This is a genomic window from Pseudoxanthomonas sp. 134C1, assembly GCF_057773065.1.
Genome location: NZ_JBYMTH010000006.1, coordinates 133,161 through 153,212, shown reverse-complemented (window position 1 = coordinate 153,212; position 20,052 = coordinate 133,161). Strand labels below are relative to the sequence as shown.

The 20,052-nt window shown below is 66.0% G+C and carries 22 protein-coding genes; 6 read left to right on the top strand and 16 right to left on the bottom strand.

The genetic code is table 11. From position 1 onward, the window contains the following. Window positions 1–78: 78 nt before the first annotated feature. The 16 genes from AC3DEZ_RS13160 to ykgO all read right to left on the bottom strand — a co-directional run bounded on the left by AC3DEZ_RS13160 (window position 79) and on the right by ykgO (window position 14,384). On the bottom strand, window positions 79–855 hold the full coding sequence (locus tag AC3DEZ_RS13160; RefSeq protein ID WP_488388618.1) for a ferredoxin--NADP reductase: 777 nt from the start codon (window positions 853–855) through the stop codon (window positions 79–81). A 39-nt stretch (window positions 856–894) separates the two neighbouring features. Further along, window positions 895–1,248, bottom strand: a complete 354-nt coding sequence (locus tag AC3DEZ_RS13155) for a DUF3325 domain-containing protein (protein ID WP_488388617.1) — start codon at window positions 1,246–1,248, stop codon at window positions 895–897. Next, a complete protein-coding gene (locus tag AC3DEZ_RS13150; protein ID WP_488388616.1) occupies window positions 1,245–2,870 on the bottom strand; it encodes a PepSY-associated TM helix domain-containing protein in 1,626 nt (541 codons plus the stop codon). Before AC3DEZ_RS13150 ends, AC3DEZ_RS13155 begins: the two co-directional genes overlap by 4 nt. Then, window positions 2,867–3,187, bottom strand: coding sequence for a DUF3649 domain-containing protein (locus AC3DEZ_RS13145; RefSeq protein WP_488388615.1), 321 nt, complete (start codon window positions 3,185–3,187; stop codon window positions 2,867–2,869). Before AC3DEZ_RS13145 ends, AC3DEZ_RS13150 begins: the two co-directional genes overlap by 4 nt. A gap of 171 nt (window positions 3,188–3,358) precedes the next feature. Beyond that, window positions 3,359–5,605 (bottom strand): TonB-dependent siderophore receptor, encoded by a 2,247-nt coding sequence (locus tag AC3DEZ_RS13140; protein ID WP_488388614.1) that lies wholly within the window; start codon window positions 5,603–5,605, stop codon window positions 3,359–3,361. A 96-nt stretch (window positions 5,606–5,701) separates the two neighbouring features. Next, complete coding sequence (locus AC3DEZ_RS13135) at window positions 5,702–6,019, bottom strand: FecR/PupR family sigma factor regulator (RefSeq protein WP_488388613.1); 318 nt, start codon at window positions 6,017–6,019, stop codon at window positions 5,702–5,704. 30 nt (window positions 6,020–6,049) lie between these two features. Then, the gene (locus AC3DEZ_RS13130) at window positions 6,050–6,577 is read right to left on the bottom strand and encodes an RNA polymerase sigma factor (protein ID WP_488388612.1); all 528 of its coding nucleotides are present in this window, start codon (window positions 6,575–6,577) and stop codon (window positions 6,050–6,052) included. 93 nt (window positions 6,578–6,670) lie between these two features. Further along, the gene (locus AC3DEZ_RS13125; protein ID WP_488388611.1) at window positions 6,671–7,513 is read right to left on the bottom strand and encodes a hypothetical protein; all 843 of its coding nucleotides are present in this window, start codon (window positions 7,511–7,513) and stop codon (window positions 6,671–6,673) included. An 11-nt stretch (window positions 7,514–7,524) separates the two neighbouring features. Then, window positions 7,525–8,769: a TraB/GumN family protein gene (locus AC3DEZ_RS13120; protein WP_488388610.1), complete on the bottom strand. Its 1,245-nt coding sequence runs from the start codon at window positions 8,767–8,769 to the stop codon at window positions 7,525–7,527. Between the two features lie 4 nt (window positions 8,770–8,773). Then, window positions 8,774–9,304 carry a GNAT family N-acetyltransferase gene (locus AC3DEZ_RS13115; RefSeq protein WP_488388609.1) on the bottom strand — a complete coding sequence of 177 codons (531 nt, stop codon included), beginning with the start codon at window positions 9,302–9,304 and terminating at the stop codon, window positions 8,774–8,776. 12 nt (window positions 9,305–9,316) lie between these two features. Next, window positions 9,317–10,204, bottom strand: coding sequence for a carbon-nitrogen hydrolase (locus AC3DEZ_RS13110; protein ID WP_488388608.1), 888 nt, complete (start codon window positions 10,202–10,204; stop codon window positions 9,317–9,319). Window positions 10,205–10,291: 87 nt separating this feature from the next. Continuing rightward, window positions 10,292–11,581 (bottom strand): NTP/NDP exchange transporter, encoded by a 1,290-nt coding sequence (locus tag AC3DEZ_RS13105; protein ID WP_488388607.1) that lies wholly within the window; start codon window positions 11,579–11,581, stop codon window positions 10,292–10,294. Window positions 11,582–11,588: 7 nt separating this feature from the next. After that, window positions 11,589–12,560: an aldo/keto reductase gene (locus tag AC3DEZ_RS13100; RefSeq protein ID WP_488388606.1), complete on the bottom strand. Its 972-nt coding sequence runs from the start codon at window positions 12,558–12,560 to the stop codon at window positions 11,589–11,591. Between the two features lie 182 nt (window positions 12,561–12,742). After that, on the bottom strand, window positions 12,743–13,780 hold the full coding sequence (locus AC3DEZ_RS13095) for an agmatine deiminase family protein (protein ID WP_488388605.1): 1,038 nt from the start codon (window positions 13,778–13,780) through the stop codon (window positions 12,743–12,745). Window positions 13,781–13,802: 22 nt separating this feature from the next. After that, window positions 13,803–14,135: a hypothetical protein gene (locus tag AC3DEZ_RS13090; protein ID WP_488388604.1), complete on the bottom strand. Its 333-nt coding sequence runs from the start codon at window positions 14,133–14,135 to the stop codon at window positions 13,803–13,805. A 123-nt stretch (window positions 14,136–14,258) separates the two neighbouring features. Then, complete coding sequence (ykgO, locus tag AC3DEZ_RS13085) at window positions 14,259–14,384, bottom strand: type B 50S ribosomal protein L36 (protein WP_010342887.1); 126 nt, start codon at window positions 14,382–14,384, stop codon at window positions 14,259–14,261. 159 nt (window positions 14,385–14,543) lie between these two features. Between ykgO and cmk the strand changes: the two genes are divergently transcribed. From cmk to AC3DEZ_RS13055, 6 genes are all read left to right on the top strand, one after another. Beyond that, the gene (gene cmk, locus AC3DEZ_RS13080) at window positions 14,544–15,212 is read left to right on the top strand and encodes a (d)CMP kinase (protein ID WP_488388603.1); all 669 of its coding nucleotides are present in this window, start codon (window positions 14,544–14,546) and stop codon (window positions 15,210–15,212) included. A gap of 200 nt (window positions 15,213–15,412) precedes the next feature. Further along, on the top strand, window positions 15,413–17,092 hold the full coding sequence (gene rpsA, locus AC3DEZ_RS13075) for a 30S ribosomal protein S1 (RefSeq protein WP_183636756.1): 1,680 nt from the start codon (window positions 15,413–15,415) through the stop codon (window positions 17,090–17,092). 95 nt (window positions 17,093–17,187) lie between these two features. After that, window positions 17,188–17,493: an integration host factor subunit beta gene (locus AC3DEZ_RS13070; protein ID WP_141452670.1), complete on the top strand. Its 306-nt coding sequence runs from the start codon at window positions 17,188–17,190 to the stop codon at window positions 17,491–17,493. 129 nt (window positions 17,494–17,622) lie between these two features. Further along, window positions 17,623–17,901 (top strand): LapA family protein, encoded by a 279-nt coding sequence (locus AC3DEZ_RS13065; protein ID WP_488388602.1) that lies wholly within the window; start codon window positions 17,623–17,625, stop codon window positions 17,899–17,901. A gap of 3 nt (window positions 17,902–17,904) precedes the next feature. Continuing rightward, window positions 17,905–19,083: a lipopolysaccharide assembly protein LapB gene (gene lapB, locus AC3DEZ_RS13060; protein WP_488388601.1), complete on the top strand. Its 1,179-nt coding sequence runs from the start codon at window positions 17,905–17,907 to the stop codon at window positions 19,081–19,083. Beyond that, window positions 19,083–20,048, top strand: a complete 966-nt coding sequence (locus AC3DEZ_RS13055) for an MraY family glycosyltransferase (protein ID WP_488388600.1) — start codon at window positions 19,083–19,085, stop codon at window positions 20,046–20,048. The genes lapB and AC3DEZ_RS13055 overlap by 1 nt, the downstream gene beginning before the upstream one ends. The last annotated feature ends 4 nt before the right edge of the window (window positions 20,049–20,052 follow it).

Here is a 20,052-nt window from a genome sequence, read left to right as displayed (position 1 = left end):
TGTTTGAAGAATGAAGCAGTTGGCGAAGGCGAGTCCTCGCGGCCCCCCCGCAGGGGCAGGCACCCGCGCGGCGCGCGTCTACTTCTCCACGAAGGCGCGTTCGAACACGTAGTCGCCGGGATGACCCGTGCGGGGCGAGCACTGGAACCCGCGCTGATCCAGCAGGGCGCGGATTTCCGCAAGCATCGACGGGCTGCCGCAGATCATGAAGCGATCGCGGGCCGGATGCAGCGCGGGCAATCCGGATGTCTCCGCGAGGCGACCATCGGCGATCTGGGCGGTAAGCCGGCCATGGTTGCGGAAAGCTTCGCGGGTTACCGTCGGGTGGTAGATCAGTTTCCGCCGGATCTGATCGCCCAGGAATGGATGCGCCGGCAGGTTCCGCTCGATGAAATCCGAGTAGGCAAGGTCGCTGATGCGGCGGACGCCATGTGCCACGATGACTTTCTCGTAGCGTTCGTAGGTTTCCGGATCCTGGATGATGCTCATGAAGGGCGCCAGGCCGGTACCCGTGCCGAGCAGGTAGAGATGCCGCCCCGGACGCAGGTCGTGCAGAACCAGCGTACCCGTCGGCTTGCGACTGACCAGCACCGGATCGCCCACCTGAAGATGTTGCAGCCGGGACGTCAGCTGGCCGTCCTGGACCTTGATGCTGAAGAACTCGAGATGTTCTTCCCAATGCGGGCTGGCGATGCTGTAGGCCCGCATCAGTGGCCGGCCTTCGACCTCGAGGCCGATCATGACGAAGTGTCCGCTCTCGAAGCGCAGGCCCGGATCGCGGGTGGTGCGGAATGAGAACAGGCTGTCGTTCCAGTGGTGGACGTGGGTGACGCGCTCAATCGCGTGCAGGCTCATCAATCGGCTCCGAACAGGGGCAAGGGGAAGAACCGGCGTTCACGCCAGCCATCCGTGCAGGATCGCCAGCGCCGTGAAACCGGCCAGGAGCCAGGCGACGCCCCACAGCCAGCGCGGCCGGTAGGGCAGGACACCCAGCGCCAGCGACAAACCGGCGGCGGTCATCGCACCCAGCCAGATCACCGGGCCGCGCGCCCAGTCTTCGGCCTGGCCGGCCACCAGCAGGGCCAGCGCCAGCAGGCTCCAGCCGAGCCAGCGCCACCGGCGGATCCGACCGGCGCCGGCCCGTGCGGCGCCGTGCAGATCCATCTGATGCTTTTCCATCGACAGGCACAGCGCCGCGAAACCGGCGTAGGCGAGGGCCGTCAACAGCAGGAACAGGAGCGTGCTCATGCGCCTGCTCCGGCCGGCCCGGTGTCCACGACGTTGGCGTTCTGCCGCCGCCTGGCGGCCGCGCTTGCGGGCGGCTGCCAGCGCTGCATCCGTCGGCCGGCACAGGCCAGGCCGGCGCCGAGCGCGAACATGGCGAGATCAAATCCGGCCATCACCCAGTCACGCTGCGCGAGCGAGACACCCAGGTGCGTCGAGGTGGTCAGCGCGTTGACCACCGGAAGAAGCAGGAACAGCAGTGCGGCGGCATAGAGCTGCCAGGCCCACATGGCGCGTTTCGGCCAGGCGAACGCGGCCAGCAGCGCCACTGCCCAGGCCGCGAAAAACACGTTCGCCTCGGCGGACGCGCGCTCGACGATCGCCAGCGGCAGCAGCCGATTGCCCCAGAAGTAAGCCGCGAACGCGATCGGCAGGCCCGCGACCGCGCCGATGTTCAGCGCATCCACCAGGCGCAGGCCGAAGCCGATGCGCCCCGCCTTCAGGTGTCCGGGACGTTCCTTGATGGCCCACAGGATCACGCCGCTGGCGACCATCAGGCAGCCGGCGAGACCGGACAGGAAGAACAGCAGGCGCAGCAACGGGTCGGCGAAGCGTGCCAGGTGCAGGCCATACATCACGCCACGGGTGCGGGTCGCGCCGCCCGGCGCGGGAGCGGCATCGAGCAGTGCGCCGGTGACACCATCGAAGCGCAGCGAGGGCGTATCGATCGACAGGCGCTTGCCGGTCCGCTGGAACACGTCGACCACCGCATGGGCATCGCCGGGATGGTGAACGGTGAAGCCACCGGGCTCGCCGCCTTGCCAATGCCGGGACGAAGCATCGAGCAGGCGTGCGATGTCCGTGCCCCGCGCAGGCGTTCCCGCGGCTTCGCGCGGTTCACCGAACTGGGCGAACGCGGCGCTGAAAAACGCATCCTCGTCGTCCGGATAGGCCGCCTGTACGCCCCAAGGCAGGTACATGAACATCAGGGTGACGATGCCGGTGTAGGTGATCATCGCGTGATAGGGCAGCGCCATCACCGCGCTCACGTTGTGGAAATCCAGCCACGAGCGCTGGCCCTTGCCGGGCCGGAAGGTGAAGAAATCCTTGAAGATTTTCTTGTGGGTGATCACGCCGGTGATGATCGCCACCAGCATGAACATCGCGCAGAAACCGACCACGTAGCGCGCCCAAACGACGGGGATGTAGTGCAGATCGAAATGCAGGCGATAGAAGAAATCGCCACCCCGGGTTTCGCGCGCGGCGATCGCTTCGCCGGTGTCGGGATTCACCGTCGCGTCACCGAAGCGGCCACCACGACGGCCGCGCCGTTTCCCGTCGTCCACGGGCGTCGCGGACTCGGGATTGCGCCAGAACATCCGCAGGGTGCCGGTGCGCTCATCCGGCAGGGTGACGGTCCAGCTTTCGGCTCGCGCCGCATGCCGTTGCAGGTATTGCAACGCCCGTTCGGCCGCCGGCGGACCCCGGGTAGTGGTGGCGGGCACCTCCGGACGCATCCAGCGGCTGATTTCCTCGCGGTAGTAGCTGGCGGTACCGGCCATGAAAATCAGCAGCAGCAGCCAGCCGACCAGCAGGCCGGTCCAGGTATGCAGCCAGGCCATCGATTGGCGGAAGCCCTGCTTCATGCCGCGGGTCCCAGCCAGACGGTGCCTGCGCCCATCAGCAACGCGGGCAGGGCGATGCCGATCCAGGCGCGCAGGGCGGAACGCACCGCGAAGGCCCACAGCGCCGCGCAGGCGCAGGCGACGATCGCGACCAGCATGCCGGTCAGCACGGCCTGCGCGCGATCCATGGGCAGCGCCAGCGCGAGGAAGGATGAGGTGGTCGCGGCCAGGGCATAGCCGCCGAGGATGGCGGCGAGGCTGCGCGACGCGATGCCGACGCGCGGATGCCGGATCACTCCGGCGAGGCGTCGAGGAAACGGGAAGAAAGGAACGTTCACAAACAATCCGGGCCGAAAGCGGGAAATGGGCGGGCGGCATCGCCACCCGCCCGGGTACCGCCTTCCCTGGCGGCGGCCGACGCGGTCGACGCCGGTGTCCATCCCGCTATAACGGGCCAGGATCCGGCATCCCTCAATCGCTCGCGGATGCGAAGCGGCGACGGCTCCGGGTTACAGGCGGATCCGCAGATTCAGGGTAACGTTGCGTGGTTCGCCCCAATGCACGCCGTTGTAGAAACCCATCCGGCTGTAGTAGTCCTTGTCCAGCAGGTTGTTGATGTTGAGGCTGGCAGTGACGTTGTCGCTGAAGCGATAGCTCGCCGACAGATTGAGCAGATGGAAGGCCGGTTGCTCGAGCGGCGCACGCTGGGTGATGGGGGTGCCGTTCGGGTTGTATGCGCCCGTCGGACGATTGCCGGTGCCGCTGAGCTTGCCCTGCCAGGTGACGCCGCCGCCCACGCTCAGCCGGTTCCAGCGACCGGGCAGGCGGTAGTAGGTGTTGAGCCGGAACAGATCCACCGGCTGCATGGTGTTGATGCGCACGCCGGCCGCGTTTTCCGCCTTGGCATGGGTGAAACCGCCGGCGATGTTCCAGTCTTCGTTGATCTGGCCCTGCATCTCCAGTTCCCACCCCTCCACCTTGTTGCCCTTGCCGGTGGACTTGTAGGCGTAGGTCGGCGAGCCATTGATGATCCGCGGCGGCACCGAGTCGTCGATCTCGGCCAGGTTGTCCTGCTCGCTGCGGAACACCGCGGCGCTGGCGTTCAGGCCACCATTGAAGAATTCGCCCTTCAGACCCAGCTCGTAGCTGTTGCCTTCGATCGGGTCCAGGTAGCGGTTGTTCCTGTCGCGGTATTCCTGCGGTTTGAAGATGTTGGTGTAGCTGGCATACGCGGTGAGATTGTCGTTGACGTCGTAGAGCACGCCCGCGTACGGCGTCAGCACGTCGTCGACCTTGTAGCCGTTACGCGCTTCCAGGGTCCCGGCGGGGTTGTAGCGTTCCTCGCTGGCGGTTTCCCAACCGCTGTAGCGCGCGCCGACCACGGCCTTGAGGGCGTCGGTGAAATTCAGCCGCGCGGCGAAGAACCCGGCGGTCTGCTTGACCCGGGAGCGGTAGCTGTCGTGGCCGTAGCGGATGCTGTCGAAGCGCGGCACGTTGCCGTCCCAGGCGCGCCAGTCGGGAATGCGCAGGTAGTCGTCCCAACTGGCGTAGCCGGCGGGCAGCACGTTCTCGGTGTAGGGCGTGTACTCGCGCTGGGTCAGCGTGCTGTAGCCGAACAGCAGCGTGTGCTCGCGGCCGAACAGGCGCAGCGGACCGCTCGCGTTGAATTCCAGCGCGTCGCTGCGCGTGCTGCCGAGGAAGTAGGAATTCCAGACGGTGATGCCGCTGCCATCGGCGCGCGGGAAACCGTTGCCGCCATAGAACATGTAGCCGTCGGTCTCGCTGTCGGCGCGGGTGTAGGCGAGCCTGGCCAGCCAGCCGTTGGCGAAGGACTGTTCCAGGCGGGCGAAGGCCTGGCGATCCTCGCGCGGCCAGGAACTCCACTTGGCCGACAGGTTGGTGCTGCGCGGCAACCGCGCCAGGCTGCCATCGGCCATCCAGTAGGGCACCGTGCCCCAGGTGGCGCCCTGGGTTTCCGGCGACTGGTAGTCGTAGCCGGCGGTCAGCAGTGTGCGTGGCGTGAGGTCCGCTTCGATCACGCCGTACAGCACGTTCTTGTCGAGCCTGTAGAAGTCCCGCCACGAGTCGCTCTGCTGCTTGGCGGCCACCAGCCGGCCGCGCAGGCGGCCGCTCCAGCCCAGCGGACCGCTGATGTCGGTCTCGAAGCGATGGTTGCTCCAGCGGCCCACGGTGAGTCCGGTGGTCATCGCGAATTCGGAGGTCGGTCGTTTGCGGATGAGATTGATGGTGCCGGAGGGATCCCCGGCGCCGGTGGTCAGGCCGGTGGCGCCGCGGACCACTTCGATGCGTTCGTACACGGCTGAATCGCCGTCGGCCTTCACGTAGCCGCCGGTGTTGAGCATGCCGTCGACCTGGATGTTGTTGATCGCATAGCCGCGAGAGTTGTAGCTGACGCGTTCGCTGTCGGTGTACTGGACGAACACGCCGGTGACCTGCTGCATCACTCCCGAGAGGCTGAACAGTCCCATGTCGTCCAGGCGTTGACGGGTGATGACGGTGACCGACTGCGGAGTTTCGCGCAGCGACAGGCCCAGCTTGGTGGCGCTGCCGGTTTCGCGGACGGTGTAGGAGTTCTTGTTCTCTTTTTCACCGTGGACTTCGATGGCATCCAGCGTGGTCGGGCCGTCGGAGGAAGCCTGTGCGTGCGCCATCATGGGCAGCAACGCGCAGGCCAGCGCGACGGCCTGTGCCAATGGATGGCGGAAGGGAAGGGTCGGAACGAGGGTGGGGGACATGATGTGATTCCTGAAGTGGCGTGACGTTCGCCCCGGGTGGGGTGCGGACGTACAACGCGCCGGCAACGGGAATCACTCAACGAGCAGGGCGTGTTCTCAGTGGAACAGGTAGTACAGTGCCACGCCCGATAAAAGCAGGGCGATGCCGGCCATCCACCAGGGCTTCAAGGCCGCGGAAGCGGAACGGTTGAACGTGTGGCCGGACTCATCCGCCAGCCTGCGTGCCGGTTGTTCCAGTTGTGCCGACAACTGCAGCGTCTCCTCCCATGCGGCCTGGTGTGCCGGCATCTCCAGCCACGCGAGAAATCGCTCCTGTTCGACATCGTCCATCGGGGTGCCCGAGTGCAGGCGCACGTACCAGGACAAGGCCTGGTCCGACGGGGCAGGGGTGGGGCTCTCTTGGGTTGCCGACATGGGTGCCTGGGAGCAAGGTGTGTGTGCGGATCAGGTCAGGGTGCAACGCTCACCAGCGGGTGGGGTTGACTCGGCGTGCGCCTGCCGGCGAAGGAAATCGCGGCATCGGTGCATGGCCAGCATCATCTCTTTTTCAACCGTGCTGGTCGACACGCCCAGCGCCTTGCCGATCTGCGGATAGGTGCAACCGTCGACGCGTTGCATCAGGAACACGCGGCGGGTACGCGGCGGCAGGCCGCGCAGGGTATGCAGCAGCCCATCCAGGCGCGCGCGGCTGTCGGCGGCCTGCTCGGGGGATACGGACGTGGTGTCGGTATCGTGGACAGCCTGATGCGCATGGTCGCGGCGTACCCGCCTGGACCGCAGGTGGTCCAGCGCCAGATTCTGCGCCGTGCGGAAGACGAGGCTCAGGTCGGCTTCGTCCAGGTTGCGGTCCTTCAGCCGGAGATAGGTGTCCTGGGCGATATCTTCAGCCGTGCAATCGCAGCCGACGATGCGCCGGACGAGGTGAACGATGCGCTGGCGCTCGCGGACGAAAACGCGGGTGAACCCATCCATGCCGTCGGCTTTCGTGATAATTCATGCAAATGATAGTCATTATCATTTGTGTCGGCAAGATTGCGAAATGCCCCGGCCGCGCGGAGCCGGAACTCAGCAGCTGTGGAACAGGACCGGGGTGTCGCCGCGGATGGCGTCGCCGGTGCGCAGCCACGGAAGGGCCGCGACTTCCCGGGTGCAGGGGCCCAGCGTGGCGATCCGCAACGGCCGTGCGCGCGCCTGGCATTCCAGAAGGGTGAGCACTTCATCGAGCATCGCGCCGGTGAAGGGCGAATAGAGATAGAACACCGTGCCCGTGGACAGATCGGCGGTGCGGACATCCTCGGCGAGGAATCGCGCCCGATCCAGCGCGAGGCTTTCGGCACTGCGCCGTGCGCTGGCGGCATAGGCGGATTCGATTTCAATACCGAGGCCATGGGCGGGCGTCAGGGCGGCAGTCAGCAAGGGGAGATGGCCCAATCCCGAACCGAGATCGATCAGGACATCGTGTTCGTGCAGTTCCAGTCGGCGCAGCAGTGCCAGCAGATGCCGCGCCGGCGTGGGCTGGTAGAACACCATGCCCGGAAGCAACGTGCCGATGTCGGTTGCGAGTGCATCCGAAGCGAACACTTCCGCGATCAGATCGTCCAGGGCGTCGTAGTCGTCGCGGTCCGGGGCCTGTCGCGTGCCCGCCAATCCGTAGATGGCTTCGGCGCCATGGCCGCCACGAATGGCGTCACGGAGCGTGGCGCAGAAATCGTGCTGGATTTCTTCCAGTTCATGGCGCAGGGCTTCGACCCGCCGGGAAAGTGCCGCGTCCGCCTGGAAACCCGACGCCTCCACGCAATCCAGCACGTCGCCGCGATGGCGCCATTCACCGGGTATGCGCAATGACGGCTCGACTTCCCAGGCCTGCAACTGCAACCACAAGGGAGTGAGCGGGCCGAGTGGGGACATCCGGGCGGCGATCAACCGAACAGTTTGCCCAGCATGCGCAGGCCACCGGTCCAGACGCCGATGGCGGTGCCGAAACTGGTCAGGAAGAAATTGAGCAGAATGCGCGCCACCCGGTTGCGCCACCAGCCGCGCACCGTCTGTACATCGTCGCGCAGGGCCATGAAGTCCGCATAGGTGGGTTTGCGCAGGCTCGCCTCCACCAGTGCGCTGACCGTGCCGGACGCAAGGGCTGGATGCAGGGGGGTGAGCGGGGATGCGATGAAGGCGGCGACGATGCTCAGAGGATGTCCACCGGCGATGGCGCACCCCAGCGCGCCGAGCACGCCGGTCGCCAGCACCCACTGCACGATGAGATCCGAACCGACGTCGACACCGCCCCGGTAGAAGCCCCAGGCGAAGCCACCGAGCACGAAGGTGGTCAGGAGGATGGTGAACCAGGGGATGCTGCTTTTCTCGGGGATGTGTTCGAGTTCGGCCAGGGTGGCGGCCGGCTCGTCGTGATCCTCGCGCAGGTGCCGGGCCAGTCCATGCAGGTGGCCGGCACCGACCACCGCCAGCATCTCGTGCGGTTTGTCGCCGGTGATCTGTTGGCCGCCCGCCTGGCGCAGGCGCGTGGCCATGTAGCGGTCCCGCTCGGCGATGACGGTCTCGTATAGCGCAGGGTTGTCCTGGGCGAATTCGCCGAAGCTTGATTCGAGCATGTCGCCCTGTTTCAGCTTCTCGATTTCCGCATCGCCGACCTCTTCGTCGGCGAACATGCCTGCGAGGATGCCTGCGCTGATCTTGGCGCGACCCCACCAGCTCAACCGGTTCAAGGCGCGCTTGAAGGTCAGCCCGACTTCGCGGTCGATCAGGTGCACGGGCAAGCCACGCTCGCGCGCATCGAGGGCGCCGGCCTTGAGTTCGGCGCCCGGTTCCACATCGAGTTGTTCGGCCAGGCGGCGCTGATACGCGGCCAGCGCCAGATTGGCGGCGAACAGATGGGTCTTGCCCTCGCGCAGCACCTTGATGAGATCCAGTTTCGCTAGCGCGTCGGGATCGGTGAGCGATTGCAGGCGGCCGGCGTCGAGTTCGACCGCCACGCTGTCATAGGCGCCACTGGCGACCGCGGCGCGCACCGCGTCCACGCTGCTGCGCGAGACGTGCGCGGTTCCCAGCAGGGTGTAGCGGACGCCGTCGCGTTCGACGATCTGGTGAGGCTGGCCGGCCAGCGGATCATGTGCGGCGGGCATGGCGGAGGGCGTGTGGTCGTTCATGCGATCATTCATCGGAAGGGGCGGTGTCGGCGCCGGCACCGAGCGCGCGTTGCATCTGAACGGTATCGAGCCAGCGGCCATGCTTGCGGCCCAGCCCCTGGAAAACGCCGATGGTGCGAAAGCCGAGCTTTTCGTGCAGGGCGACCGAAGCGCCATTGGCGGGTTCGCCGATCACCGCGACCATCTGCCGGAAGCCCCTGGCCGCGCAGGTGTCGATCAGGTATTGCAGCAATGCCTTGCCGACGCCCTGGCCCTGGTGTTCGGGAACGATGTAGACCGTATCCTCCACGGTCCAGCGGTAGCCGATGCGGCTGCGGTAGCTGCTGGCGTAGGCGTAGCCGGCGAAGCGGCCATCGCGCTCGGCGACGACATAGGGATAGCCCGCCGCCTGCACCGCGCGCATGCGCTGCGCCATCTCGGCTTCATCGGGCACGTCGTACTCGTAGGTCGCCACACGTTCGCGGACTTCGTCGGCGTAGAGGGCGACGATGGCCGGGATGTCGGCTTCGCTGGCGTCGCGGATGTGGAGGGGCAAGCGTGCAGGGCCTCAGTCGATGTAGCGCTTGAGCAGATCGTCGTAGGCGTCGATGCGACGGTCGCGCAGGAACGGCCAGATCCGGCGCACGTGCTCGCTGCGCTCCATGTCCACTTCCACATTGAGAATGGTGGCGTCAGTGCCTGCCTCGGCAATGAATTCGCCCTGCGGACCCAGCACGTGGCTGTTGCCCCAGAACTGGATGCCGGAGGTGCCCAGCGGCGATGGCTCGTGGCCGACGCGATTGCAACTGAGCACCGGCAGGCCATTCGCGACGGCGTGACCGCGGTGGCTCAACACCCATGCGTCGCGCTGGCGGTTCTTCTCTTCCTGGACATCATCCGGATCCCAACCGATCGCGGTGGGATAGAGCAGCAATTCGGCGCCGGCCAGCGCCATCAGGCGCGCGGCTTCCGGATACCACTGATCCCAGCACACCAGCACGCCCAGGCGGCCGACCGAAGTATCGATCGGCTTGAAGCCGATGTCGCCGGGGGTGAAGTAGAACTTCTCGTAGAAGCCCGGATCGTCCGGGATATGCATCTTGCGGTACTTGCCGGCGATGCTGCCGTCCTTTTCGTAGACCACCGCGGTGTTGTGGTACAGGCCGGTGGCGCGGCGTTCGAACAGCGAACTCACCAGCACCACGTCGTGCTGCCGGGCCAGCCTGCCCAGGCGCTCGGTGCTGGGGCCGGGAATCGGCTCGGCCAGATCGAACTCACCGACCGACTCGTGCTGGCAGAAATACGGACCGTTGTGGAGCTCCTGCAGCAACACCAGGCGGGCGCCGCGGCGGGCGGCCTCGGCCACGCGCTCCTCGATCACCGACAGGTTGGCGTCGGCGTCGCCGTGGTTCTTTTCCTGGATCAGGGCGACGGGCAGGGAGGTCTTGCGGGTCATGGCGGGGGCGACGTTGAACGGACGCGCATGGTAACGCGGATGGCACGGCCCCGGGCCGACCGGGGGTGAACGGCGGGTCTGACCGCGTCAGCCGCCGGCCTGCTCGCGACGCCGTTGGGCGCGTCCCAGCCAGGCGCCATTGCCGGCCCAGACCAGTGCGATGCCGGCGCCGATGAACATCGCCAGCGCGGGGTGCTCCGCGACCAGATCCAGCATCCGCTTCACCCAGCCGCTCAAGGCATCGGCGCCGCGGTAGACCACGGTGTCGATGAAGTTCTTGGCCTTGTACTTGTCTTCCGTGCCGACCACCGTGTACAGCATTTCCCGGCCCGGCCGCACCAGTGCGTACTCACCCGCGCGGCGCACCACCATGACCACCGCGAACACCGCGAAAGTCGGTGCCAGCGCCAGCCACAGGAAACCTGCCGCGGTGATCAGCGGAACCAGCACCAGCAGGATGCCCACGCCGAGCCGGCGCGCGATCTGGCCGGTGATGAAGACCTGGGTGAGGATCGCCAGGCTCTGGACGATGGTATCGATCAGGCCGAACACCTGGGTCTGGCGGGTGCGATCCGGGAAATGCTCCGCGACCAGCCGCGCTTGTTCGAAGTAGAGGAAGGTGCTCACGCTCGCCAGCAGCAGCACGAACAGGGCGATGCCCAGCAGATAGGGCGAGCGGAACACGGCGGTGGCCCCGGTGAACGGATTGCCGCCAAGCGGACGCGAACGCGCCTGCGCGTCGCGTTCCGGCAGCGGATGCATGTCGCGCCAGCGTTGCAGCCACGTCGCGGCGGCGATGCTGCCGGCGAGGAACAGCGCCGACAGCAGCACCAGTCCGGCGTGCCCCAGCGGAGCCACCAACAGCGTGCCCAGCACCGGGCCGCACAGTCCGCCCAGGCTGGCGCCACCGGCCATCAACGCGAACAGGCGCTTTGCCTGCGCCACCACGAACAGATCCGCCAGCACGCTCCAGGCCAGCGAGATGGTCAACAGGTTGAACACCGACAGCCAGATGTAGAACGTCCGCGCGATCCAGACGTTCTCCGGTTGCCAGGCGAACAGCGCGGCGAAAACCAGCAGGTTCAGCACGAAGAAGCCGAACGTCCACGACAGGATATGCCGGCGCGGCACTCGCGCCGCCACCCAGCCGAACAGCGGCATCGCCGCCAGGGTCGCGACGAAGGTGCCGGTGAACAGCCATTGCAGGTTGTCCACGCCGCCGGCCACGCCCATCGTCTCGCGCACGGGGCGCAGCATGAAGTAGCCGGTGAACAACAGGAAGAACAGCGTCAGTCCCGCGACGACCGCCGCGGTCTCCCGGGGTTCGACGTTGAACAGGCGGGCGATCAGGTTGGGGCGCGGTGGAACGTCGCTCATCGGGTGCTCAGGTGAATTGGGCGATCAGCGACTGGCGCTGGGTGGCATCGAGATCCGCGCCGACGCCGGCGCGAAGGTTGTCGCTTTGTCGATCCGGCTTGCCGGTGGCGGGAATCACCACCGTCACCGCCGGATGGCTCAAGGCGAACTTCAGGAACGCCTGCGCCCAACTGGTGATGCCGGCTTCGGCCGCCCAATCCGGCAGCGGCTTGTCCTTCACCTGCGCGAACAACCGGCCGTCCTCGAACGCCCGGTTGATCATCACGCCCACGCCGAGATCCTGCGCCAGCGGCAGTACCCGCTTTTCCACGCCGCGGGAAACGACCGAGTAGTTGATCTGCAGGAAGTCGGGTTTCTCCGCCTGGACGATGTCGGCCAGTTCGTCCTGCGCGCGCTCGACGTAGTGGGTGACGCCGACGTAGCGCACCTTGCCCTGTTGCTTGAGCTCGCGCGCCAACGCCAATTGCGTCTTGAGATCCCCGAGGTTGTGGACCTGCAGCAGTTCGACCTTGTCGGTCCGCAGGCGGCGCAGGCTGTCGTTGAACTGGGCGAGGCCTTCTTCGCGGCCGGTCACGCCGGAGAGCTTGGTCGCCAGCCAGGCCTTAGGCCGCAGATTCTGTTCGGCCAGCAGCGGACCAAGCACATCCTCGGCGGTGCCATAGGTCGGCGCCGTATCGATGACGCTCGCGCCCGCGGCGAAGAAGCGTTTCAGCACCTCGCGCAGTGGATCCTGTTCCGTGGCACTGGTGCCGACTTCGAAGCTGCCGGAAGTGCCCATGCCGATGACGGGAATGCGTTCCTGCGTGCGGGGAATCAGTCGGGTGTTGAGTGGGCCGGGCGAAGTGGCTTCGGTCCCGGGCGTAGCCTTGGCAGGCGTGCTCTGGGCCATGCCGGCCTCGGCGGTATCACGGCAGGCCACCAGGCCAAGACCGGCGGTGACCGCGGCAGTGGAAGCAAGGAACTGGCGTCGTGTGTACACCGTGAACTCCTCCGCACTGGGCAAGAGATCGTTATCAGTGATTGGTGTCCTGCATGTGTAAACGAAGCGTTCAATGCCGCCCCAACCAAAGACCTAGTGGCGATGTTTCGAACCGAAATGTGAAACGGGGGCGGATTCACGCGAATCCGCCCCCGTTCGTTTCGATCCTCCGGGGATGCCACTCAGGCAGCCGAGAGCAGCCCCTGCGGCAACTGCATGGTGATGCAGTGGAGGCTGCCGTTCTGCCAGATCAGCGACCGGCAGGGCACCTGCACGATTTCCCGGTCCGGGTAGGCGGCGGCCAGTACCCCCGCCGCCTTGGCATCGGCCGGATCTCCATAGGCGGGCATCAGCACCGCGCCGTTGAGGATCAGGTAGTTCGCGTACGAAGCGGCCAGGCGGCGACCGTTGTCCAGGACCGGCTGCGCCCAGGGGAGCGGGAACTGGCGGTAGGGTTCGCCGGCGCGGGTACGCAGGGCGGCGATGTCGGCCGCCATGGCCTGGAGTTCGGCGAAATGCGAGTCGGCCGGATCGTCGCAGGCCTGGAACACGATGGCCTCACCCGGCGCGAAGCGGGCGAGGGTGTCGATGTGGGCATCGGTGTCGTCGCCTTCCAGGTAGCCGTGGTCCAGCCACAACACCCGATCCTGCTTCAGCCAGCCGGCCAGGCGGGTGGTCAATTCCTCGCGGCTGGCCTGTGGATGGCGCTCGTGCAGGCACTGCCACGTGGTCAGCAGCGTACCTTCACCGTCCGTTTCGATGGCACCACCTTCCAGCGCAAAATCAATACTTTGAACGAAATAGTTGTGAAAAAGGTTCATGCCCGACAGCTCGCCCACCAGACGATCGTCGCGGCTGGCCTCGAACTTGCCGCCCCAGCCCGTGAAGCGGAAGTCGAGCAGCTTGAAGCGGCCACCGTCGCGCAGGGTGATCGGGCCGGAGTCGCGCAACCAGGTGTCGTCGTACTCGGCCGGCACGAAGCGCACCCGGTCCATCTCCACCCGCGCCGAGCGCAGGCGCGCCTCGGCGTAGATCTGCAGATCGTCGTCGGCGACGCAGATCACCACGTCCTGGAAGCGGGTGATCGCCGCCACCAGCGCCACGTAGGTTTCCTCGACATCACCCAGGCGTTCGGCCCAGTCGGTCTCGGCGTGCGGCCAGGCAATCAGGATCGCGGACTGGGGTTCCCACTCGGCGGGAAAGCGGAATGCGTCGGTCATCGTACCAATCGATATGTTCGGGTCAGCGGATGGGCGGCTTTGGCCCGACTTCATCCGGACCGGCCTGGTTGGCGACCACGTCGATCACGCGGTCACGTTCGAAGTAAACGGTGAAGGCCGGGTATACCCAGCGATGGATTGCCGGCCACTGGCGCTTCTGGCCGCCGCGCGGCTCCAGCTTCTGTTGCGGTTCGCCGAAGCGCGCCTGCACCTGCGTGCTGTTCCATCCACGCACCGGGGCGGAATGGGCGGCGGTTTCCTGCACGCGATCAATCAGCAGGGTATCGGCGGCGAAGGCATTGGCGGCCAGGCCCAGCAGCACGGACATCGGGACGACGAGGACACGACGGTTCATGGCGAGTTTCCCCCGGAAAGAGGCGGCCTTTATAGCAAATGCGGCGCAACAAAAAACCGCCCGAAGGCGGTTTTCCGGGAGCTCCACGCAGGCTGGACCGAAAGGTCGCCCGCGATGCGGAACTCAGCGCTGGCGCGCCTTGAAACGCGGATTGGACTTGCAGATCACGAAGACCTTACCGCGACGGCGGACCACCTTGCAGTCGCGGTGACGGGCCTTCGCCGACTTCAGGGAGGACAGGACCTTCATGATGAAACCTCGGCGTAAAAGAATATGGGGCGAAACGAAGCCCGCTATTCTAAAGGCATTTCCCCAGCCGTATCAAGTGGTTGCCGGAGCCGGGGTGAAAGCGCCGGCGGAGCGGCGCGCGCGGGGCGGCATAATAGGCGGAAAACCACAGGATTCCCCATGTCCGAAAGCATCCCCGTCCTCACCATCGATGGCCCTTCCGGCGCCGGCAAGGGCACCGTCAGCCGCATCGTCGCCGAGCGCCTGGGCTGGCACTACCTGGATTCCGGCGCGCTGTACCGGGCGGTCGGGGTGGCCGCGAGCTGGGCGGATCTGGATATTTCGGACCCCGCGGCGCTGGTCCGCTGCACGTTCGACACGCAGGTGCGCTTCCAGGATGGCCCGCAGGGCTTGCGGGTCATCGTCGACGACGTGGACGCCACCGAGGAACTGCGGCTGGAGACCACCGGGGCACTGGCGTCGGCCATCGCCGCGATTCCCGAGGTCCGGTCGGCGCTGAAGGAGCGTCAGCGGGCATTCCGGCAAGCTCCCGGGCTGGTCGCGGACGGCCGGGACATGGGCACGGTCATCTTCCCGGACGCCTCTTGCAAGGTGTTCCTGACCGCCAGCGCCGAGGAACGGGCGGAAAGGCGCTATAAGCAGTTGAAAGACAAAGGGGTTTCGGTTACCTTAGACGGTCTGCTACGCGAGATTCTCGCCCGCGACGCCCGTGACGCGCAGCGCACGGTGGCGCCCCTGCGGCCGGCCGACGACGCCGTCCACATCGACACCACCGGTCTGGGCATCGAAGAAGTCGTGGCGCGCGTGCTGGCCATCGTGGATCGCTGATCGCATTTCATCGCGATGGTTCCCGGTCAGGCACGCCGCGGAATCCGCCAGCAGAAACAGCCCCGTTCTCCGGTGCCTTGCACCGGGGCGACGGTTTTTCAACTTCAACTACACACGGCACTTTTTCCTACGTGCCGAAAGGGTGGACGGGGGAGCCGCGAGGCGCGCACCTGTCCGTGTGTCCAACCGAGTAATCAACAATGACCGAATCATTTGCCGAACTGTTTGAACAGAGCCAGACCCAACTGGCCAAGCTGAAGCCGGGCGCCATCGTCACCGGCGTCGTCGTGGAAGTCCGCAACGACGTGGTGGTGATCAACGCCGGCCTGAAGTCCGAAGGCATCGTGCCGATCGAACAGTTCCGGAACGATGCCGGCGAAATCGACGTGGGCGTGGGCGACGAAGTGAAGGTGGCCCTCGACTCGATCGAGAACGGCTTCGGCGAAACCGTGCTGTCGCGCGAGAAGGCCAAGCGCGCCATGGTGTGGGACGAGCTGGAGCAGGCGCTGGAGAAGAACGAAACCATCACCGGCCGCATCAGCGGCAAGGTCAAGGGTGGTTTCACCGTCGACATCAAGGACGTCCGCGCGTTCCTGCCGGGCTCGCTGGTCGACGTCCGTCCGGTCCGCGACCCGGGCTACCTGGAAGGCAAGGAGCTGGAGTTCAAGCTCATCAAGCTGGATCGCAAGCGCAACAATGTGGTCGTCTCCCGCCGCGCGGTGGTCGAGAGCGAGCATTCGGAAGAGCGCGAGCAGCTGATGGACAAGCTGCAGGAAGGCGTGGTGCTGAAGGGTGTGGTCAAGAACCTCACCGACTACGGCGCGTTCGTCGACCTGGGTGGCATCGACGGCCTGCTGCACATCACCGACATGGCGTGGAAGCGCGTGCGCCATCCGTCCGAAGTGGTCGAAGTCGGCCAGGAACTGGACGTTCGCGTGCTCAAGTACGACCGCGAGCGCAACCGCGTCTCGCTGGGCCTGAAGCAGCTGGGCGAGGATCCGTGGGACAACATCGCCCGCCGTTATCCGGCCAACAGCCGCGTGTTCGGCAAGGTCTCCAACGTCACCGATTACGGCGCGTTCGTCGAGATCGAGCCGGGCGTGGAAGGCCTGGTGCACGTCTCCGAGATGGACTGGACCAACAAGAACGTCAACCCGTCCAAGGTCGTGCAGGTCGGCGACGAGGTCGAAGTGATGGTGCTGGATGTGGACGAAGAGCGTCGCCGCATCTCGCTGGGCATGAAGCAGGTCGCCGCCAATCCGTGGGAAACCTTCGCGGCCACCCACAAGAAGAACGACAAGGTGTCCGGCCAGATCAAGTCGATCACCGACTTCGGCATCTTCATCGGCCTGGACGGCGGCATCGACGGCCTGGTCCACCTGTCCGACATCAGCTGGAACACCACCGGCGAAGACATCGTGCGCAACTTCAAGAAGGGCGACACGCTGGAAGCCGTGGTGCTGGCCGTTGATCCGGAGCGCGAGCGCATCAGCCTGGGCGTCAAGCAGCTGGAGCAGGATCCGTTCGGCCAGTACATGGCGGCGCATCCGAAGGGCTCGAAGGTCGAGGGCGTGGTGAAGGAAGTCGACGCCAAGGGCGCCGTGATCGAACTGGCCGACGGCATCGAAGGCTACGTGTCGGCCCGCGACATCGCCAACGAGCGCATCGACGATGCCAGCCAGCACCTGAAAGTCGGCGACAAGATCGAAGCCAAGTTCATCGGCATGGATCGCAAGGGTCGTACCCTGCAGCTGTCGATCAAGGCCAAGGACGAAGCCGAAATGCGCGAAGTGCTGGAGGAGTACCAGTCGGCGTCGGGCGGCACCACCACGCTGGGCGCGCTGCTGCGCGCGCAGCTGGACGGCAACAAGTCCGAGTAAGCCAAGCAAGTCCGTTGTAAGCAACACAAGTGTCCGCACCGGCCCGGGTTTCCACCCGGGTCGGTGCGGAACGTACCCGCCCGACAGCCTGCGCGATGACCAAATCCGAACTCATCGAAATCCTGACCCGCCGCCAACCGCATCTGAAGGCCGAAGACGTTGATCTGGCCGTGAAGGCGCTGCTGGAGATGATGGCCGGGGCCCTGGCGCAGGGCGATCGCATCGAGATCCGCGGTTTCGGCAGTTTTTCGCTGCACTACCGGCCACCCCGCATGGGTCGCAATCCCAAGACCGGTGATTCGGTCGCGTTGCCGGCCAAGCATGTCCCCCACTTCAAGCCCGGCAAGGAACTGCGCGAACGCGTCAGCGACGTCACGCCGGTGGAAGAAAGCGCGGACTGACCGCCGCCTCGCTGCTCCTTTCCGGACGCGGAGATGGCCTTCGTGAGCATCCGGCTCGATTGATGCTGCCCACGGGCAATGCCCTCGGCTAAGCTAGGCGCAGATTGGCATAGCGCAGGGAGTCGCCCGATGAGTACCGTCCGCCTGGTCGTCGCACTGATTTTCCTCGCCGCCGGTCTGGTGATCGGCGTGCTCAACACCCAGCCCATCGTGCTGAAACTGCTCTTCACCGAGATCCCGACCTCGTCCGGCGTCGCGATCATTCTGTCGCTGCTGTCTGGCGTGCTCATTGGCGGTCTCATCGTCATGGCGACGATGGTGCTGCCGCTGTATGCGCGCCTGCGCAAGGCCAGCAAGGTCCAGGCGTCCGCTCCTTCCGCTACGCCAACTTCCGGCACGGGTCCCTGATCGATGGAATTCCTCAACGAGTGGTTCTGGTTCTTCCTGTTCCTGCCATTGGCCGCCCTCAGCGGCTGGATCATCGGCCGGCGCGGGGGACAGCGCCATGGCGACACCCAGGTGAGCCGCCTCTCCAGCACCTATTTCCGAGGTCTCAACTACCTGCTCAACGAACAGCCGGACAAGGCCATCGAGCTGTTCCTGCACATCGCCGAACTGGACAAGGAGACCTTCGAGACCCAGGTCGCGCTCGGTCACCTGTTCCGGCGGCGCGGCGAAGTGGACCGGGCGATCCGGCTGCATCAGGGCCTGGTGCAGCGCCCTGATCTGAGTGATCAGCAGAAGGTGCAGGCCTTGCTGGCGCTTGGCGAGGACTACATGCGTTCCGGCCTGCTGGACCGCGCGGAGACGGTGTTCACCGATCTGGCCCGCATCGACCAGCGTGCCCCGCAGGCGCTGAAGCATCTGATCGGCATCTACCAGGCGGAACGCGACTGGGAAAAGGCGATCGACAATGCCATGCGCTACGAGGAAGTGACTGGCGAAGCGATGGGCAAGCTGGTCGCGCAGTTCGAATGCGAACTGGCCGAGCGGTACCGCACCGCCAGCGACGTCTCGTCGGCGCGCGCTGCCATTGCCCGTGCCTATCAGGCCGATGCCGGTTGCGTACGCGCAGGCATCCTGGAAGGGCGGTTGGAATCGGACGCGGGCAACCACGAGGCGGCGATCCGGGCCTACGAGCGCGCCGCGCGCCATGATCCCGATTACCTGCCCGAAGTTCTGCCCGGCCTGCTCGCCAACTACGAGAAAGTCGGCGATCTGTCCGGAGCGCGGGCGTTCCTGTCGGAAATGAGCGAGCACTACCGGGGTATCGCGCCGGTCCTGGCACTGACCAAACTTGTGGAAGGGCAGGATGGCGTCGCCGCCGCGCGTGCCTATCTGGCCCGACAGCTCAAGGATCGACCATCCGTGCGCGGCGAAGCCGCACTGATCGATCTCACGCTCGCCGAAGGTGCCGACCCCGCGGCCACCCTGCAGGACCTCAAGCACATCACCGACCAGTTGCTGGTCCGCAACCCCAGCTATCGCTGCACCCGCTGCGGCTTCGGTGCACGCACGCATCACTGGCAATGCCCCAGTTGCAAGGAATGGGGCAGCATCAAGCCGCTGCTGAACTACGCCGTCGTCTGATGCCCGGATTCATTCCCTGGCTGTCGCTGAACTTCCTGGTGGCGGCGGCAGGTACCTGGCTGGCGCGCCGCTACGCGATTCATCGACAGTTGCTCGATCAGCCGGGCGACCGGCGCAGTCACCAGGTCGCCACCCCGCGCGGCGGCGGCATCGCCATCGTGATGGCCCTGTTGCTGGCCGCTGTTGTCCTGGGCGTACGCGCGCCGGCCGAGCGCGAACTGTTCGTCGCGTTCGGCGTCGGCCTGTTGCTGGTCGCCGGCGTGGGCTGGTGGGACGATCATCGTCCGCTTCCGGCGTCGTGGCGCCTCCTGGTTCACCTGTTGTCGGCACTGGTGTTCGCGGCGGCCCTGTACCGTCAGGGGGCACCGGTCTGGCAGGCGCTGTTGGCCGTCGTCGCTGTTCTGGTTCTGGTCAATGTCTGGAACTTCATGGACGGTATCGACGGTCTGGCCGCCAGCCAGGCCATGCTGACCGCGGTGGCGGCCGCGTTTTTCCTGCATGGCCCCTGGTCCTGGCTGGCGGCGGGGCTGTTCGCCGCCTGCTGCGGTTTTCTGCCGTTCAACTTCCCGCGCGCGCGGATTTTCCTGGGAGACGTAGGAAGCGGCGCGCTGGGTTTCACGCTGGCGGCACTGCTGAGCCTCGCTCCCGGCGACAAGGTAATCACCCCGTGGTTGTTCATGTTGCCGCCTACTGCCTTCCTTGTAGACGCGGGCTTCACGCTCGCAACGCGCATTCTGCGGGGCGAGCGCTGGTGGACGCCCCATGTTTCACACGTCTACCAGCGCGCCGCCCGTCGTTACGGTCACGTCACCGTAACAGTCCTCTATGGCCTGTTCAGTGGTGTTACGCTCTTGTTAATGTGGATGCTGTCTAATGCCGGAACCGGGTTGGGGCTGGTCATCGTCGCCATCTGGTATGCATTCGCACTTGCGCTTTGGGGATGGTCGCGCAAGGGATTGTCATAGATAA